This is a genomic window from Amycolatopsis sp. WAC 04197, from assembly GCF_003947475.1.
Classification (GTDB): domain Bacteria; phylum Actinomycetota; class Actinomycetes; order Mycobacteriales; family Pseudonocardiaceae; genus Amycolatopsis; species Amycolatopsis japonica.
The window spans coordinates 116,197-131,777 of sequence record NZ_QHJK01000007.1; the positions used below are offsets into that span (position 1 = coordinate 116,197).

The following is a 15,581-nucleotide window of genomic DNA, read 5'->3' on the forward strand; positions in this document are numbered from 1 at the left end:
CCTACCCATACAGCGTAGTGACACCTAGTATCCAACCGATTACGTTCGTCTCCGTGGCGCTAACGAATTGGGCGCTGTGGCGGCTACCCAACCGTGGTTTGATCGGCTTCGTCCTCCTGGTGGACGTCGCGGCGATCGCCGGATCCGCCTGGTCTTTTCTCCGCGTCCCCTTCACCGAGGGCGACGCGCTCCCCTTCGCGATCCTGATCCTCAGCTCGGTGCTGTACACGGAATTGTCGCGTCCGGTGGAGCGGGTGCGGGAACGGTTCGCCGGTACGCCGCACATCTCCCTCGACAGCGTGTGGACCTTCGCCGCCGTGCTGCTGGTGCATCCGGCGCTCGCCGCGCTGGTCATCGCCGTGTCGTTCTTCTACCGCTGGTTCCGCGGGCAACCGAACCCGTTGTTCCGCCGGGTGTTCTCCACCTCGGCGACCGTGCTCTCGGGGTTCGCGGCGGCCGCTTACCTGTCCCGGTACGCGGTGCCGTTCGACGTGCTCCCCCGCGACGCGTCGTCGTTCGGCTCGGTTGTCGCGGCGGGCGGGGTCTTCCTGCTGGTCAACACCGTGCTGATGACGATCGCGGTGTACTACGGCACGCCGCACGAACGCCTGCGGGACGCCCTGGCGAAGCCGTTCGAGTACGCGCTCGAAGCGGCGACGATCGCGCTCGGCGTCATCGTCGCGTGGGCGCTGCGGGACTGGCCGGTGGTGCTGCTGCTGGTCGTCGGGATCACGCTGGTGCTGCATCGCGGTGTCCTGCTGCGGCAACTGAAACGGCAGGCACGCAGCGACGCCAAGACCGGGCTGCTCAACGCGAAGGCGTGGCGCGAGGCCGCGACCGACGAACTCGACCGCGCGCGGCGCGCGGGACGGCACACCAGCCTGCTGATGGTCGACGTCGACCGGTTCAAACTGATCAACGACCGGCACGGGCATCTGGTCGGCGACCGGTATCTGGCGGCGATCGCGGAAACGCTGCGTACCGAGGTGCGCGGCACGGATCTGGTCGGGCGCTTCGGTGGCGAGGAGTTCGTCGTCCTGCTGCCCGGCACGCCCGCCGTGCACGCCCACGCGATCGCGGAACGGATCCGGTCGAGCGTGGCGTCGCGCGCCGATGACCTGCCCGAGCACGTCACCGTGTCGATCGGGCTCGCCGACCGGCCGGGCGTCGCCGATCTGGACACGGTGATCGCCGTCGCGGACCGGGCGCTGTACGAGGCCAAGAACACCGGGCGGAACCGGACTTCGGGCTACCAGGTGACCGGCTGACCCCCGCGTTTCGTCCTCTGGATGCGGTACTTGCGTGCGCAAGTACCGCATCCAGAGGACTAAACGCGCTCAGGGGAGGCCGGCGAGGGACTTCTCGAGGGCCTCATCCGGGAGCGCGTGATCGGAGATGTTCCCCGCCAGGTACGCGCCGTACGCCGGGAGGTCGAGGTGCGCGTGCCCGCACAGCGCGGTCAGGATCACCTTCTCCTCCCCGGTTTCCTTGCACCGCAACGCTTCCTGGATACACGCGGCGAGCGCGTGCGTCGGCTCCGGCGCGGGGATGATGCCCTCCGTGCGCGCGAACCGCACGCCCGCGGCGAAGCAGTCCTCCTGCCCGATGGCGATCGCGTCGATCAGCCCGAGTTCGTAGATATGCGAGATCAGCGGGGACATCCCGTGATAGCGCAGGCCACCGGCGTGGATGGGGTCGGGGATGAAGTCGTGACCGAGCGTGTGCATCTTCAGCAACGGCGTCAACCCCGCGGTGTCCCCGAAGTCGTACGCGTACTTCCCGCGGGTGAGCGTCGGGCAGGCCGCCGGTTCGACCGCGCGGATGACCGGGTCCATCCGGCCCGCGAGTTTCTCGCGCAGGAACGGGAAGGCGAGTCCGCCGAAGTTGGATCCACCGCCGGTGCAGCCGACGAGGACGTCCGGGGTGTCCCCGGCCAGCTCGAACTGCTTGAGCGCCTCTTCGCCGATGATCGTCTGGTGCAGCAGCACATGGTTGAGCACGCTGCCGAGCGCGTAGCGGGTGTTCTCCGCCTGCGCCGCCTGCTCGACCGCCTCGCTGATCGCGATGCCGAGGCTGCCGGTCGAATCCGGATCGGCGGCCAGGATCGCGCGGCCGGATTCGGTCAGTTCGGACGGGCTCGGGTGCACCGTCGCGCCGAACGTCTCCATCATCAGCTTGCGATACGGCTTCTGGTCGTAGGAAGCGCGGACCTGCCACACCTCGCACTCGAGCCCGAAGGTGGCTGAGGCGAACGCGAGCGCGCTCCCCCACTGGCCGGCGCCGGTCTCGGTGGTCAGCCTGGTGACGCCCTCCGCCGCGTTGTAGAACGCCTGCGGTACGGCGGTGTTGGGCTTGTGCGAGCCGACCGGGCTGACACCCTCGTACTTGTAGTAGATGCGGGCGGGCGTGCCGAGCGCCTTCTCCAGCCGCCTCGCCCGGAACAACGGCGACGGACGCCAGAGCCGGTAGACGTCGAGGACCTCTTCCGGGATGTCGATGTACCGCTCGGTGCTGACCTCCTGGGCGATGAGCGCCTGCGGGAACAGCGGCGCGAGATCGTCCGGGCCGACCGGCTCGCGGGTGCCGGGATGCAAGGGCGGTGGCGGCGGCTCCGGCAGATCCGGGACGACGTTGTACCACCTGGTCGGCATGTCCGCTTCGTCGAGGATGTATTTGGTCCGCTCCGCCATTGAGCCTCCTCCGTCCGTCCCATCAACCTAAAGGGACGGACGGCGCGGCACCAGACATCGCTACTACGGTGTGACCATGGGGAATCTCGTACTGCTCGACGCACCGTCCAATCTCGGGCTGCGCCCGCCCGCCGAAGGCGTGGTCCCCGGCTGTTACAAGGCACCGGGCGCGCTGCGTGACCACGGCCTGCTCACCCGGTTGGGGGCGGCCGACGGCGGCGTCGTCACCCCGCCGCGCTATCTGCCCGCCTGGTCACCCGATGGCGGTGTGCGGAACGCGGCCGGGATCGCGGCCTACACCGAGGCCCTCGCCGCACGTCTCGCGAAGATCCGCGCGGACGACGGCTTCCCGGTGGTCCTCGGCGGCGACTGCTCGATCGCGCTCGCCGCGATGCTGACGCTGCGTCGCGAAGGCCGCTACGGCATCGTCTACTTCGACGGGCACGACGACTTCCGGCATCTCGGCAATTCCGACTACGTCGCCAACGTGGGCGGCGAGGCTCTCGCCGTCGTCACCGGTCGCGGCCAACCCGAACTGGCCGATGTGGACGGTATGAAGCCCTATGTCCGCGACGAGGACGTCCTCGTGCTCGGCGTGCGCGCGGAGGAGTCCGCCGAGGCACGGGACGCCGGGCTCCGGATCGTGACCAGCCAGGAGATCATGGCGTCCGGCACCGACGGCGCGCTCGCCGCCGCCCGGGAGATTTTCGCGCCACTGGACGGTTTCTGGATCCACATCGACATCGACACCCTCGACCCGGAATTCGTGTCCGCCGTGGACAGTCCCGACCCCGGCGGGCTCAGCCCGGACAAGCTCGTCGAGCTACTCCGGGGTCTGCTCGCGATCCCCGGCGCCGCCGGGCTGGAGCTGACCATCTTCGATCCCGACCTCGACCCCGACGGCACGCAGGCCGCCCTCGTGACGGACTGCCTCGTACGCGCACTGGAAGGACCCCGATGACCAAGGTGACCGTCGCCGACGGCTCGTTCGACGCCCCGCTCTGGCTGCCCGAATCCGGCTCCGGCCCGGGGCTGGTGCTGATCCAGGAGATCTTCGGTCTCGACGACTACCTCAAGTCGGTCGCCGCCGACCTGGCCACCCTCGGCTACGTCGTCGCGGTGCCCGAACTGTTCTGGCAGATCTCCCCCGGCTGGTCGGCCACGCACGACGAAGCCGGTGTCTCGGCTTCGATGGCGGTCGCCGGCCAGTTGGACCCGGCGAGCGCCGTCACCGACGTGCTCGCGACCCTGGCGACACTGCGCGCGCTGCCCGAAACCGGCGGCCGCGCGGGCGTCTTCGGCTTCTGCCTCGGCGGCTCGATGGCCTACGCGGCCGCAGCCGAAGGCGACCCGGACGTCGCGGTCTCGTACTACGGCTCCCGCGTTCCCGAGCAACTTCCCTTGCTGGACAAGATCACTTGCCCGATCCAGTTCCAGTTCGGCGGCGCGGACCCCTACATCCCCGCCGAGGGGGTGAGTCGCCTTGCCGACGCCGTCGCCTCCCACGACGGCGCGGAGATCCACATCCACGAGGGCGCGGGGCACGCGTTCCACAACCACGTGGCGCCGATGTTCCATCAGCCGGAGCCGGCCGCGGCCGCCTGGGCGCTGACGTTGGAGTTCTTGGGGCGGACCTACCCGGCCTGAACCTAGCCCGAACGGGTGATTTGCCCGGACCGTTACCGCGGTCCGGCTCGATCGCGCGCCGGGTTCCGGCAACCGGAACCCGGCTTCGGGATTATCTTCCCCGCACCCGAACGGCTCGGACGACGTTCAAATCGTCGGGCGGACCGCCGCCCGGAGGGGCCGGGGTTCGCCAGGCGCGGATTCCGGGACCGCGTTGAGCGTGGCCGCGGCTCGTCGATCGCCACGACCGGCGAGCCGCGGCCTGAATCGACCGAAGACGGCGCACCGACCGTCGAAACCCGCCCCCTCCTTCAATTCAGGCCGGGCACGCGTTCTTTTCGATGATCGGTCTTCTTTTCGAAAACGATCCCAGGCACATTTGACGGGAATCGGCACTCAAGCCGAAAACCGTTTCGTGCGGAACGTGCGATCAATGCCGCGAAAGCAAGGGGACCCGACTCCGTAAAGCGTGTAAGACTCGAAGTCATCCCCGCTCCGGCACGGCAGACATGGGCGGGGCGGGTGATTATTCGGGTGAGGTGAAGGAATGAAGTTCCGTTTCACACTGGAAGGTCGTTGCGCCGCACCGTCCTTCCGCACGGTCCGCTGGTTGATCATCATCGTCGTGGTGATCTTTCTCGTACCGTCTTACGAATTGGGTGAGTTGATCACGTTGCCGCTCCACTGAGCGGTGGCACGGAAAGGCGATCGCGGTCCGGCGCGGTCGCCTTTTCCGCGTTCACCGGCTCAGCACCCGGCGATATTCGGAGAAGTCGGGTTCCTCCGATGGAAGAACCGGTACGCCGCGAGCCTCCACCCAGGCGTGGAATCGATACGGATCTTCGGCGACCCCCATGACCCAGCGGAGCCTCCGGCGTGACAAGGCCGCCGTGAGCACCGCGGCCAGTGACTGCTCCAGGCAGGCGGCCCGGCACGGGTACCGCTCCGCGACCGTGGCCACCATCGCCACCATCGCCACCGCTTCTTCCGTCGTCGCCTCGGAGACGTCGCGGGCACGCAGAACGGACGCGACCCACAGGGTCCAGCGAAACGGCAGGCTCAGCATGATCACCGCGACCGCCACCGCCAGCCCGGCGCGGAGCCGGTAACGGCGCGTCCCGGAGCGGGCGACGATCGGCGGACCGGCGGCGCCCGCCTCCGTGATCACCGGAGGTTCGAACACGACCAGATCCCGATCGGCGAGCGTCTTGAGCAGTTCGCCCGCGTCCCGGCGGACGCGGTGTTCGTCCACCGCCGGATAGCGATCACCGATGGCGCGGACCGCGGTTTCGAGCCCGCCGGTGCGGAGTTCACGGCACAGCAAGGTGGCGGTGGAGTTGAGCGCGTACCAGCGGCCATTGCGCAGGTTCAGCACCACACCCCCCTCGTGGGCCGCGCCTTCGAGATGGACCACCTTCGAAGCCCCGGTCATACCTCACCCCTCTCCAGCCCTCGTAGCCACAAGTCCGCCGCGAGCAACCGGTTGAGCGCGGGAAACGGCGCCTGAAGGCCCGCTTCGGCACGCGAGAAGACCGTTTTCACCTTGGCCGGCTCGATCACACCGAGGTCCGCGAGCCTCGTGCGGGACACCCGGGCACTCAGTTCCGCCGAGGCCAGCCGTATCCCCTTGTAGTCCTCGCCGGTGTAGTTCCCCTTGGTATTCCGGGAAAAGACCGCGTCGGGGACGAGACCGGAGAGGGCCCGGCGAAGCAGGGGTTTGGTGGTCGTCGGATCGGCACGCCGATGGGCGGGCAGGGAAAGACAGGCCCGGATGACGTCGTTGTCCAAGAACGGCGCCTGCGGCCACACCCCCCACGGTCGCGCACGTTCGTCCAGCTGACGCTGGACCGCTCCGGAGGCCCGGACCTCCGCCACCGCCATGCGGTCGCCGACGCCCGCTCCGTCCGGAGGCGCGAGTTCACCCGCACCCACCCGCGCCAGTTCGGCCAGTCCCAGCCGCATGGACGGGGACAGCCAAGTGGTCTCGGTGCCGGGAGCCGGCCACCAGGCGATCGCGTCGAGCCACTCGATGTTTCGTTCCGATGGCCTCTCGAAGCGTTTCGCCAGCAGGCGCAGCGCCCGGCCGAGCGAGGTCATCGAAAGCTCCGCGGATCGCGCCAGCACCCGCGCGGGCGCGACCCGGCGCTGTCTGGCCAGCTGACGGCATTCACGCCCCAGCCGCCGCAACGCCCCTTCCTTCGCGAGGTCTCCCAGATACCCGGGCGCCGCCACGAGCAGCGCGTCCGCCCCTTCGCCACCGAGGTGCACCCCGCCGCCCTCGGCCGCGACATGCCTCAACCGCAACCTCGTCCGGACCTGGGTGACCGCGCCGGGATCGGGGAGATCGGTGGCGGTGGCCATGTCGAGTCCTTGGTAGGAAAGGGAAGAAGGGGTGCCGGTGACCACCGTGGAACGCAGTCGCCGATCGAACCGCAGATAGCGCTCCGCGTGGGCCAGGTCGTCCGCCGGCGCGTCCGGATGGTGGTAGGTGAACACCGGCAGTGGTTCGTCCCGGTACCGGGCGGCGAGGAAGGCTATCGACGTCGAATCGAAACCACCGCTGAAGTCGGCGGTCAACGGCTGGGCGGCGCGCGCGCCGACGGCGTTTTCGAGGGCGACTCGCAACGCCAGCGCTGCGTCCGCGGGCGACCGGTCCCGGTCCGGCGCGAGTGTCTCGTAGGTCCATGTCCTGCACCGGCCGTCACGTCCGGCTCGGATGGCCTGGCCACCGGCCAGCCGACCGAGCCCCCGGTAGACGGAGCGGTTTCCGGTCGGGAGGGGAACGCCCGGGCAGAACATCTCGGCGGCCAGCGCGGTCACGTCCGGTTCCATCGGCAGCCCGGCGGCTCGCGCGGTGACTCGCGCCCTCGTACCGAGCACGGTCCGTTCCGGTGTCGTGTGGAAGTAGAGCGGGTACTGCCCCGCCAGATCGGCGAACGCGGTCACGTCGCCGGGCCGGATCACCACCGCCAGGTAGCTGCCCGGCCACCGGGTGACCTCGGCAAGCCGGTCATTCTCGAGCGCACGCCTGAAATCCCGGCGGATCTCCGCATCGGTCGCGAAACACTGGCCGACCAGCGCCAGTTTCCCTCCCGGGCAGGTCACGGCGCGCAATTCGCGGGGCCGCCATCGCCCGAACGACGCCCACGAGGGCTCTTCCGGCCACACCGGTTCCGCGGGTACGCGGAGAAGTCCGGCGGTCGCCGGCGCGGGTCCGGGAACGGCACCCAGCAGGCCTGGCACGTCGGCGTTCACGGTGCATCACCAGTAATACTGTGAATTGGAGTCGGCACTGCCGCTGGAGGAGCTGCCCAGGGTCAGCTCCCGCACGTGCCCGAGGTCGAAGAGCAAAGGCGGCTCGTAGCCCGCCTCATCCGTGGGTGGCTCCGTCATCGCGTCGGCGGCGTCGCGCGCGGGCGACGGACGTGGCACGGCAAGCAGTTTCATGATCAGCACCTTCGAGTCCGGCTGTCTCCTGGTCGACAGGAGAAGAAGCATCCCCCGACTTGTCGAATCGCCAGGGAAGGCAGGATCGTAACGGGAGTCGATTGTCTGCCTTGGTCGGCCCCACGGGAAGTCCGGTGCGAAAGACCAGCGTGACAGAGCGGTCCGGAAGAAGTGCGCTCGCGGCCCCGGCAAGAATCACACGTCTGAGTGAGTCGTCTTAATCGACATACTTCCCGGACAGAATTCAACCGTGCCGCCGGAAGCGCACCTTCCCTTTGTTCAATTCGAAACGACGCCACCCGAGGCACCGTCACCGGGATGGTCCTGCTGCCGGGCGCGCAGCCCCAGAATGAGCGCGCCGTGCGCCTCGGCGAGCGCGTTCAGCCCGCTGGTCCGCAACTCGAACCGGGTGCCGTCCGTGACCGTCCCGGCGAGGGCGAAGCGCTCCAGTTCCTGACGGCAGGGATCGATGACGATTTCCTGCGCGCCGGCGAGCTCCCCACCGAGCACCACCAGGCGGGGATTGACCAGATTGCACAGCTGGGCCAGCGCGAACCCCAGCGTCCGACCGGCGTCGTTGAGGATCCGGCGGCACGCCGCGTCGCCCTGCTGCGCCAAGCCGATCAGCAGGCCAAGACTGTCGGGCGGCCGGTAGTCCCGCCGCCCCGCGCGGCGCACCTGCCCGGTCAGGGCTTCGGCGCCGACGAGGGTGTCGAGGCAGCCGCGGCCACCGCACAGGCAGACCTGACCGTCTCGCTCGATGGTCAGGTGGCCGATTTCGCCCGCCATCCCCCGCTCGCCGCGCAACAGCTTGTCGCCGATCATGATCCCCGCGCCCACCCCCGTGGACGCTTTGATGTACACCACCGTTTCCAACGGTTTGTCCAGGCCGTAGGTCTGCTCGGCCATCGCGCCGAGGTTGGCGTCGTTGTCCACCGCCACCCGGACTCCGAGCAGCCTGCCCAGACTGGCGGCGGGGTCGTCGACGTCGGACCACGGCGGCAGGACCGGAGTGGTGAACCGGCCGCTGCGGGGGTCGATCATCCTGGGCACGGCCAGGCCCGCGGAGACGACGTCCTCCAGCTCTTGCCCGGTCGAGCGCACGGCGGCCCGGATCATGCTCTCCAATTGGGGAAGTAGCCGGGGAAATCCGTGATTGGCCCCCTCGATCTCGATCTGCGGGTCGACCGAGTCGAACGCCCGGTCCACCGGCCGGGCGATGACCGCCACCCGCCGGAACCCGAGATCTATGCCCAGCGCGACCCCTCTGGTCTCGGGCAACCGTACGACGCCGCCCTTGCGGCCGGTTTCGACCTCAACCGTTCCCTCCGCGGCCAGGTCGGCGACGGCAGTGGACACCGACGCCCCGGAAACTCCGAGCCGTTGCGCGAGACGCGACTGCTGATCCGCCTTGATCATGATTTCGATGATCAATTTCCGGCGGTTCTGCTCCTTCGTGCCACTCGTCGGACCGAGCAGTTCCCGCGCCTCAAGCATCGAACCCCTCGTCCCCGTCGCGCGACCCGAAAAGTTAAGCCGAAGCAATGCACGCTAACAGAGAGGACTTCAAGTTTAAGGAGACCGCTCTTAACGATTCGGGCCAGTTCGCCGAAATCCCTTGTTGGCGAAGCGCCGAATAGGGATGATCGAGCCGGAAAAGTCCCGACTTCAGTCGCAGGCGTGCGAAAGTCTGTCGAGTTCCAACACAACCCGAATGGCCCAGCCGCTTATTCGACAACGGATTCAATTCCGTCCGCCTCCCTGTCGACCCCGCTCGTGCCTCCCCGGCGCGGGGCCCGCCGCGCACCGGCCCGGCAGGCTCGGCCGACCGGCGGAATATGTCGGTGCCTCCCGGTAGTTTCCCCACCATGGCCACATTGGTGAGTTTTCACGCCCACCCCGACGACGAGTGCATCGTCGCGGGAGGCGTCATGCGCAAGGCCTTCGAGGAAGGTCACCGTGTCGTGCTCGTCGTCGCGACCAGGGGGGAGGTCGGCGAGGTGCCGGACGGGTTCCTCGACGACGGAGAGGAGTTGTGGCAGCGCCGCGTGCAGGAGACGCACGCATCCGCCGAGGTCCTGGGGGCCAAACGCGTGGAGTTCCTGGGGTACACCGATTCCGGCATGATGGGCGAGCCGCGCAACGACGAGCCTGGCACGTTCTGGCAAGCCGACGTCGAGGAGGCCGCGCAGCGGCTCGCCGCCATCCTGCGCGAGGAGCAGGCCGACGTCCTGACCGTCTACGACGACAACGGCGGCTACGGGCATCCGGACCACATCCAGGTGCACCGCGTCGGGATGCGCGCGGCCGAGCTGGCGGGCACGCCGCGGGTCTACGAGGCGACCAGCAACAGCGACGAGATGCGCCGCGGCATGGAGGAGGCGGTGCGGACCGGGCAGATGAAGGCCGAGGACCTTCCCGATTTCGAGAACGGTTCCGAATTCGGCAAACCGGAGGCGATCCTGACGGCGAGGGTCGACGTCACCGCGTACCTGCCTGCCAAGCGGGCCGCGATGCGCGCGCACGCCAGTCAGATCAGTGAGGACTCGTTCTTCCTGGCGATGCCCGACGAGGCTTTCGCGCAGGCGTTCGGCGTCGAGTGGTTCATCCGGGCCGGGCAGGGGCCGGGCATCACGGAGACCGACCTCATGGCCGGTCTCTGACCGACAGGCGTGTGCGTATCCGATGAATCGCGCGAACTGAGCGAGAAGCCCGAGCGGTACTGGGCGGGACTTTCGCTGGGGGAAGCCGGCGGCGACGGGCGCCGCGGCCACTACTGGCTTTCGGGTGCGGCTTGATCGCGGGCCAGGTCCGTGAAGGCCTCCTTACCTACCCTGAAGGTAGTGAAGGAGGCCTTCACGGACCCGACGATCGCCACACTCGACCCAAGCACACCAGCAGTCACAGCGGCTGCGCGTGAAGGACACCTTCCCAAGTACATGAAGGCCCCCATCCTTGCGCCTAGGTACAGGAAGGGGGCCTTCATGTACCTCAGCTTCAGGCGGTGGCGGCGGTGACGTCGAGTTCGACGAGCTGCCCGGGGTAGCCGAGCTGCGCGACGCCGAGCAGGGTGCTCGCGGTGGTGAAGGCCTCCCCGATCTCCGACTCGACGAAGCGGTCCCACACCGCCGAGAGGACGTCCGCGTCCGGCGTCACCACGTAGATCACCGTGCGCACGACGTCCGCCGGGGTCGCCTTGGCGAAGGCGAGCGCGGCGGCGGTGTTCGCGACGACCTGGTCGACCTGGGCGAGCACGTCGCCTTCGACGACCTTGCCGTCTTCGGCGAGCGGGCATTGGCCGGCGAGGTGCACGTCCCTCCGGCCTTCGACGATGGTCACGTGGTGGTAGGTGGGCGTGGGGTGCAGACCGGGCGGATGGTGGCGTTCAATGGTCACGAGCCGCATCCTCACCGAGGCGGCCGCGACGGGACAACCGGATTTCACGGGGGAGCCATGCGCAGGACGATCGACTGGACCGGTGACGCGGTCACGATCATCGACCAGACCGTCCTGCCCGCCGAGTATCGCGTGCTCGAACTGCGCACGGTCGGCGAACTCGTCGCCGCCATCCAGCGGCTCGCGGTGCGCGGGGCGCCGGCGCTCGGCGCGGCGGGGGCGCTCGGCGTCGTGCTCGCCACCCGCGCGCAGGGCGACGTCGAGGCCGAGGCGCGCCGTGTCGCCCAGGCGCGGCCGACGGCGGTCAACCTGAGCTGGGGCGTTTCCCGCGCCCTCGCGAAGCTCCCGGAGGGGCCGGAAGCCGTTCTCGCGGAAGCCCTGGCGATCCTCGACGAGGACGAGCGGATCAACCACGAGGCCTCCCGGCTGGCGGCCGACGTGGTGATCGAGCACTGCGGGCGGCGGCCGGTGCGGCTGCTGAGCCACTGCAACGCCGGCCATCTCGCGACGGTCGCGTGGGGCAGCGCGCTCGGCGTCGTCTGGCATCTGCAGGCCCGCGGCCTGGTCGAGTCCGTGCTCGTCGACGAGACCCGGCCGCTGCTGCAGGGTGCCCGCCTGACCGCTTGGGAACTGGCCGAAGCCGGTGTCCCGTACCGGATCCAGCCCGACGGCGCGGCCGCCGCGGCGATGAGCCGGGGCCTGGTCGACTGCGTCCTCGTCGGCGCCGACCGGATCGCCGCCAACGGCGACGTCGCCAACAAGATCGGCACCTACGGCCTGGCGATCGCGGCGAAGCACCACGGCATCCCGTTCGTGGTCGTCGCCCCGTCGTCCACTGTGGACACCGCGATGCCGGACGGCACCAGGATCGTGATCGAGGAACGCGATCCCGGCGAGATCCTGGCCTTCGGCGGCACGAAGGTCGCACCCGAAGGCGCGGAAGTGTTCAACCCCGCCTTCGACGTGACGCCGCACGAGCTGATCACCGCGGTGGTGACCGAGCACGGGATCCTGAAACCCTAGAAGGATTCCAGGCAGGACGGCTCGCGGTCGGTGGCGAACGCCGCCGTCGCCCGCGAAACCGCGCCGGCGGTCCGCTCCTTGATCCGGCCCGCCGCGGCCAGGGTGCTGGGCCTGGTCCCGCCGAGGAAGACGGCGCCGAGGTCGGTGATGTCCAGTTCGAGATCCGGCGCGTCCTCCACGCGCGTCACTTCCGCTTGGCCGTCGGCGTCGGTGACGAGCCGCCAGTTCCCGGCGTTCCACGGGCAGAAGTCGTCGCGTACGCCGAACACGAGGTCCACCGGGGCGTTGTAGCGCCGGGTGGTCAGGCCGCGATCGACGTCGACGATGCGCAGCCACAGGGAATCGCCGCCGGTCCGGGTCATGGCGCGGGGGTCGGCGAGCAGGTGGATGAGCGGTTCGTCGAGGGCGGCCGACACCTCCACCGTGAAGACGAGGTCGTAGTCGAGCAGGAAGCGGTACAGCGTCGCGTACGCCTCCGGCGTGGTCGCGACCAGCTCCTGCACGCTCAGGATTCCTCGCGGGCCGTCGTCGTTCCAGTCGTTCTTCAGCCGGTAGATCACGTAACCGTCGGGCAGGACGGCGAACCTCATCGCGGTCGCGCCGTTCCTCCGCCGCTCCGGGTCGTCGAGGTTGAACTCCCACGTCGCCCCTGGCCGGTCCAGCGCGCCGACCCGTTGGGGCGCTTCCTTTTCGTAGATCGCCTTGATCAGCGGGATCGCCTGCTCGCGGCCGATTTCCCGCACCCGCTCGGTTTCGAGTTCGACACCGGGCCGGAACGCGGATTTCGCGCGGATCTTCGCGCGGTAGAACTGCGCCGCGAGCCCGTAGCCGAAGCGGGGATAGATGACGGCCTCGGACGCCCACAACGCGGCGATCGGCTCGCCGCCGTCGTCGTGCAGGCCGTGCAGCTGCGCCCGCATGACCCGGGTGAGCGCGCCCCGCCGCCGATGCCCCGGCGCGACGCCGACCGAAGTGATCGCCGCGAACGGCGTCGGCCCCGCACCGGGAACGGTGATCTTCCGGGTGAGGATCTCCCCCATCCCGATCAGTTCGTCGCCGTCGAAGACGCCGTGTGAACGCTCGGGTTCGAACACCAGCCCTTCGCGGTACTGGAACCCTTCCGAAGGATCGGCGAGGAAAGCACGCGCCAGCATGTCCGAAAGTGCGGGCAGGTCGTCGGTGGTCAGGGTGCGGAGGGTCAAGCCGTCATCGCTCACCCTGTTCGTACTACGCCCCTTCACCGACGACCGCCACGCCTTTTTCGAAGCAAGCACAGAAGGGCGGCGTTCAGGGCCTCGGCCCGATCACCTCACCCTTTTCCGTCACCTCGATGGCCATCGCGGGGCAGGAATCCGCCGCGTCGAGCACCGTCTCGTCCGGATCCACCTCCCCCTTGACCACTGTCGCCACGGCGCCTTCGAGTTCGAAGACCTCCGGCATCAGCGCCGCGCACATCCCCGAGCCGATGCACGTGTTGCCATCGACCTCGACTTTCCAGCTCATGCTCACCATCCGATCGGCATGGAGCGGGGGCCCCGCACCAGCATCTGGGTCTTCCACACGATATCGCCGTCGAGGTGCAGCCCGGGGAGATCGCGCAGCAACGCCTTCAGGGCCTCCTGCAGTTCGAGCCTGGCCAGCGGAGCGCCGAGGCAGTGGTGCACGCCGTGCCCGAAACCGAGATGGGGATTGGCTTCCCTGCCGAATTCGAGGGTTTCCGCCGAGGTGAACTGGAGCCCGTCCCGGTTGGCGGCGCCGATCGCGACCATCACCGGCTCGCCCTCCTTCACCAGCACGTCACCCACCTGGATGTCTTCGGTGGCGTAGCGGGCGAACCCGGCTCCGGCGCCCAGCGGGACGAACCGCAGCAGTTCCTCCACCGCGGCCGGGATCAGGTCCAGGTCCGCACGCAGGCGGGCGAGCTGCTCCGGCTGTTCGAGCAGGGCGTAGACGAAGTTGGGGATCTGGCTGGCGGTGGTCTCGTGCCCGGCGATCAGGATGCCGATGCACATGTCGACCAGTTCCAGCTCGCTCAGCCGGTCGCGGACGTCGCGCGCCTCGATCAGCGCGGTCATCAGATCGTCCTGCGGCTCGGCGCGGTGCTGCTCGACGAGCACGTGCATGTACGCCCGCAGCTCGTCCTGGTTGGCCATCATCTCTTCGGTGGTCAGCGGGCTGGTCGACAGCGCGGCGTCGCTCCACACGCGGAACTTCGGCCGGTCCTCGACGGGGACACCGAGCAGTTCGCAGATCACCGCGACCGGGATCGGCAGCGCGTAGTCCTCGACCAGATCCGCGGGCTGTCCCTTGGCCTTCATGTCCTCGATCAGCCCGGCCGCCAGCTCGGCGACACGCGGGCGCAGCAGTTCGACGCGGCGCATGGTGAACGCCTTCGCGACCAGCGTGCGCAACCGGGTGTGATCCGGCGGGTCCATGCTCAGGATCCCGCCGGGACGCCTGCCGGGCGCCATCCGCGGCTCGTCCTTCTCCGCCGCCATCGCCCGGGAGAACCGCCGGTCGCCCAGCACGAACCGCGCGTCGGCGTACCGGGTGGCGAGCCAGGCCGGCTCACCGTGCGGAAGCCGGACGCGGAGCATGCCCTTGGTGGCGCGTGCCGCCGCGTACGCCTCGTTGAGTTCGAGGCCGGCGTCCTCGTTGAAGGGATAGGCGACGAATTCGGTGTCTGTGGTGGTCATTTGTCCGGAAACCCCCCGGCTCGGCGGTTTGTAAGCAACTGCTTACAACGCTAACCATGATCACGCTGAGCGTCAATGCGCCTACCGTGCGACGCCCGGCTAGCCTTTGCCGATGACGGAAGAACCGCAGGTCCGCAAGCGCGACGCGGCCGCGACCAGGGCGGCCCTGCTCGACGCGGCGGCGGCTCTCTTCGCCGAGCGCGGCTTCGACCGGACGACCGTGCGCGACATCGCGAAACTCGCCGGAGTCAACCAGGCCCTGCTGTTCCGCTACTTCGGATCGAAGGACGCCCTGTTCGAGGAGGTCCTGGCGCGCGGCGGGCGCGAGCAGATCGCCACCACCCCACCGGACGAACTGCTCGGGACGGCGTTGCGCAGCATGCTGGAATCCGACACCGGCCGCGACCGCACCCTCGACGCGTACCTGCGCTCGACCGGGCACGACAGCGCCGCGGCCGCGGTCCGGCGGCAACTCGGCGAGGAGTACGCGAAGGTGCTCGCCACGTTGAGCGACGCCGACGACGCGGAACTGCGGGCCGACCTCGTCCTCGCCTGGCTGCTCGGGATCGGCCTGGTCCGCGACATCACCGGCAAGGAACCGCTGGCCAGCGCGGATCCCGATGACGTCTGCCGTCTGGTGCTCGGCGCGGCGAGGACCCTGCTGGAACGCAGCGGGTAATTGCGTCGCCGTCCCCGGCGCGCT

At 69.2% G+C, this 15,581-nt stretch carries 16 protein-coding genes; 7 read left to right on the plus strand and 9 right to left on the minus strand.

Annotated features, from left to right (window positions below; translation table 11 throughout):
• The first annotated feature begins 53 nt into the window (after positions 1-53).
• The gene (locus tag DMC64_RS24665; RefSeq protein ID WP_233629796.1) at positions 54-1,268 is read left to right on the plus strand and encodes a GGDEF domain-containing protein; all 1,215 of its coding nucleotides are present in this window, start codon (positions 54-56) and stop codon (positions 1,266-1,268) included.
• Positions 1,269-1,337: 69 nt separating this feature from the next.
• Here DMC64_RS24665 and DMC64_RS24670 read toward each other — a convergent pair whose 3' ends face one another.
• Positions 1,338-2,690 carry a TrpB-like pyridoxal phosphate-dependent enzyme gene (locus DMC64_RS24670; protein ID WP_125735462.1) on the minus strand — a complete coding sequence of 451 codons (1,353 nt, stop codon included), beginning with the start codon at positions 2,688-2,690 and terminating at the stop codon, positions 1,338-1,340.
• A gap of 76 nt (positions 2,691-2,766) precedes the next feature.
• Between DMC64_RS24670 and DMC64_RS24675 the strand changes: the two genes are divergently transcribed.
• The 3 genes from DMC64_RS24675 (at position 2,767) to DMC64_RS42725 (ending at position 5,004) form a co-directional block, all read left to right on the plus strand.
• Positions 2,767-3,651: an arginase family protein gene (locus DMC64_RS24675; RefSeq protein ID WP_125735463.1), complete on the plus strand. Its 885-nt coding sequence runs from the start codon at positions 2,767-2,769 to the stop codon at positions 3,649-3,651.
• On the plus strand, positions 3,648-4,337 hold the full coding sequence (locus tag DMC64_RS24680) for a dienelactone hydrolase family protein (protein WP_125735464.1): 690 nt from the start codon (positions 3,648-3,650) through the stop codon (positions 4,335-4,337). The genes DMC64_RS24675 and DMC64_RS24680 overlap by 4 nt, the downstream gene beginning before the upstream one ends.
• 526 nt (positions 4,338-4,863) lie before the next feature.
• Positions 4,864-5,004, plus strand: coding sequence for a hypothetical protein (locus tag DMC64_RS42725; protein WP_158634253.1), 141 nt, complete (start codon positions 4,864-4,866; stop codon positions 5,002-5,004).
• Between the two features lie 51 nt (positions 5,005-5,055).
• Here DMC64_RS42725 and DMC64_RS24685 read toward each other — a convergent pair whose 3' ends face one another.
• The 4 genes from DMC64_RS24685 to DMC64_RS24700 form a co-directional block, all read right to left on the minus strand.
• Positions 5,056-5,748 carry a lasso peptide biosynthesis B2 protein gene (locus tag DMC64_RS24685; protein ID WP_125735465.1) on the minus strand — a complete coding sequence of 231 codons (693 nt, stop codon included), beginning with the start codon at positions 5,746-5,748 and terminating at the stop codon, positions 5,056-5,058.
• Complete coding sequence (locus DMC64_RS24690; RefSeq protein WP_125735466.1) at positions 5,745-7,571, minus strand: albusnodin/ikarugamycin family macrolactam cyclase; 1,827 nt, start codon at positions 7,569-7,571, stop codon at positions 5,745-5,747. Before DMC64_RS24690 ends, DMC64_RS24685 begins: the two co-directional genes overlap by 4 nt.
• A gap of 6 nt (positions 7,572-7,577) precedes the next feature.
• A complete protein-coding gene (locus DMC64_RS24695) occupies positions 7,578-7,763 on the minus strand; it encodes a lasso RiPP family leader peptide-containing protein (protein WP_199755083.1) in 186 nt (61 codons plus the stop codon).
• A gap of 279 nt (positions 7,764-8,042) precedes the next feature.
• Positions 8,043-9,260, minus strand: a complete 1,218-nt coding sequence (locus DMC64_RS24700) for an ROK family transcriptional regulator (RefSeq protein WP_125735467.1) — start codon at positions 9,258-9,260, stop codon at positions 8,043-8,045.
• Positions 9,261-9,631: 371 nt separating this feature from the next.
• Between DMC64_RS24700 and DMC64_RS24705 the strand changes: the two genes are divergently transcribed.
• The gene (locus DMC64_RS24705) at positions 9,632-10,426 is read left to right on the plus strand and encodes a PIG-L family deacetylase (RefSeq protein WP_125735468.1); all 795 of its coding nucleotides are present in this window, start codon (positions 9,632-9,634) and stop codon (positions 10,424-10,426) included.
• Between the two features lie 334 nt (positions 10,427-10,760).
• Here DMC64_RS24705 and DMC64_RS24710 read toward each other — a convergent pair whose 3' ends face one another.
• Positions 10,761-11,159: a RidA family protein gene (locus DMC64_RS24710; RefSeq protein ID WP_037346722.1), complete on the minus strand. Its 399-nt coding sequence runs from the start codon at positions 11,157-11,159 to the stop codon at positions 10,761-10,763.
• A gap of 57 nt (positions 11,160-11,216) precedes the next feature.
• Between DMC64_RS24710 and mtnA the strand changes: the two genes are divergently transcribed.
• Complete coding sequence (gene mtnA / locus DMC64_RS24715) at positions 11,217-12,182, plus strand: S-methyl-5-thioribose-1-phosphate isomerase (RefSeq protein ID WP_125735469.1); 966 nt, start codon at positions 11,217-11,219, stop codon at positions 12,180-12,182.
• Here the strand turns inward: mtnA and DMC64_RS24720 are convergent.
• From DMC64_RS24720 to DMC64_RS24730, 3 genes are all read right to left on the minus strand, one after another.
• Positions 12,179-13,384 carry a GNAT family N-acetyltransferase gene (locus DMC64_RS24720; RefSeq protein ID WP_233629797.1) on the minus strand — a complete coding sequence of 402 codons (1,206 nt, stop codon included), beginning with the start codon at positions 13,382-13,384 and terminating at the stop codon, positions 12,179-12,181. The genes mtnA and DMC64_RS24720 overlap by 4 nt on opposite strands.
• An 85-nt stretch (positions 13,385-13,469) precedes the next feature.
• Positions 13,470-13,685, minus strand: a complete 216-nt coding sequence (locus DMC64_RS24725; protein ID WP_016332112.1) for a ferredoxin — start codon at positions 13,683-13,685, stop codon at positions 13,470-13,472.
• A 2-nt stretch (positions 13,686-13,687) separates the two neighbouring features.
• Positions 13,688-14,878 (minus strand): cytochrome P450, encoded by a 1,191-nt coding sequence (locus tag DMC64_RS24730; RefSeq protein ID WP_016332111.1) that lies wholly within the window; start codon positions 14,876-14,878, stop codon positions 13,688-13,690.
• Positions 14,879-14,990: 112 nt separating this feature from the next.
• Here DMC64_RS24730 and DMC64_RS24735 point away from each other — a divergent pair, with 112 nt between their 5' ends.
• Positions 14,991-15,557 carry a TetR/AcrR family transcriptional regulator gene (locus DMC64_RS24735; protein WP_037346711.1) on the plus strand — a complete coding sequence of 189 codons (567 nt, stop codon included), beginning with the start codon at positions 14,991-14,993 and terminating at the stop codon, positions 15,555-15,557.
• Positions 15,558-15,581 lie beyond the last annotated feature (24 nt).

Bases quoted from the DNA above. Each gene is read 5' to 3' on its own strand.
- DMC64_RS24670 (WP_125735462.1), bottom strand. From the start codon at position 2,690: ATGGCGGAGCGGACCAAATACATCCTCGACGAAGCGGACATGCCGACC.
- DMC64_RS24675 (WP_125735463.1), top strand. From the start codon at position 2,767: ATGGGGAATCTCGTACTGCTCGACGCACCGTCCAATCTCGGGCTGCGC.
- DMC64_RS24700 (WP_125735467.1), bottom strand. From the start codon at position 9,260: ATGCTTGAGGCGCGGGAACTGCTCGGTCCGACGAGTGGCACGAAGGAG.
- mtnA (WP_125735469.1), top strand. From the start codon at position 11,217: ATGCGCAGGACGATCGACTGGACCGGTGACGCGGTCACGATCATCGAC.
- DMC64_RS24685 (WP_125735465.1), bottom strand. From the start codon at position 5,748: ATGACCGGGGCTTCGAAGGTGGTCCATCTCGAAGGCGCGGCCCACGAG.
- DMC64_RS42725 (WP_158634253.1), top strand. From the start codon at position 4,864: ATGAAGTTCCGTTTCACACTGGAAGGTCGTTGCGCCGCACCGTCCTTC.
- DMC64_RS24680 (WP_125735464.1), top strand. From the start codon at position 3,648: ATGACCAAGGTGACCGTCGCCGACGGCTCGTTCGACGCCCCGCTCTGG.
- DMC64_RS24725 (WP_016332112.1), bottom strand. From the start codon at position 13,685: ATGAGCTGGAAAGTCGAGGTCGATGGCAACACGTGCATCGGCTCGGGG.
- DMC64_RS24735 (WP_037346711.1), top strand. From the start codon at position 14,991: ATGACGGAAGAACCGCAGGTCCGCAAGCGCGACGCGGCCGCGACCAGG.
- DMC64_RS24705 (WP_125735468.1), top strand. From the start codon at position 9,632: ATGGCCACATTGGTGAGTTTTCACGCCCACCCCGACGACGAGTGCATC.
- DMC64_RS24730 (WP_016332111.1), bottom strand. From the start codon at position 14,878: ATGACCACCACAGACACCGAATTCGTCGCCTATCCCTTCAACGAGGAC.
- DMC64_RS24695 (WP_199755083.1), bottom strand. From the start codon at position 7,763: ATGAAACTGCTTGCCGTGCCACGTCCGTCGCCCGCGCGCGACGCCGCC.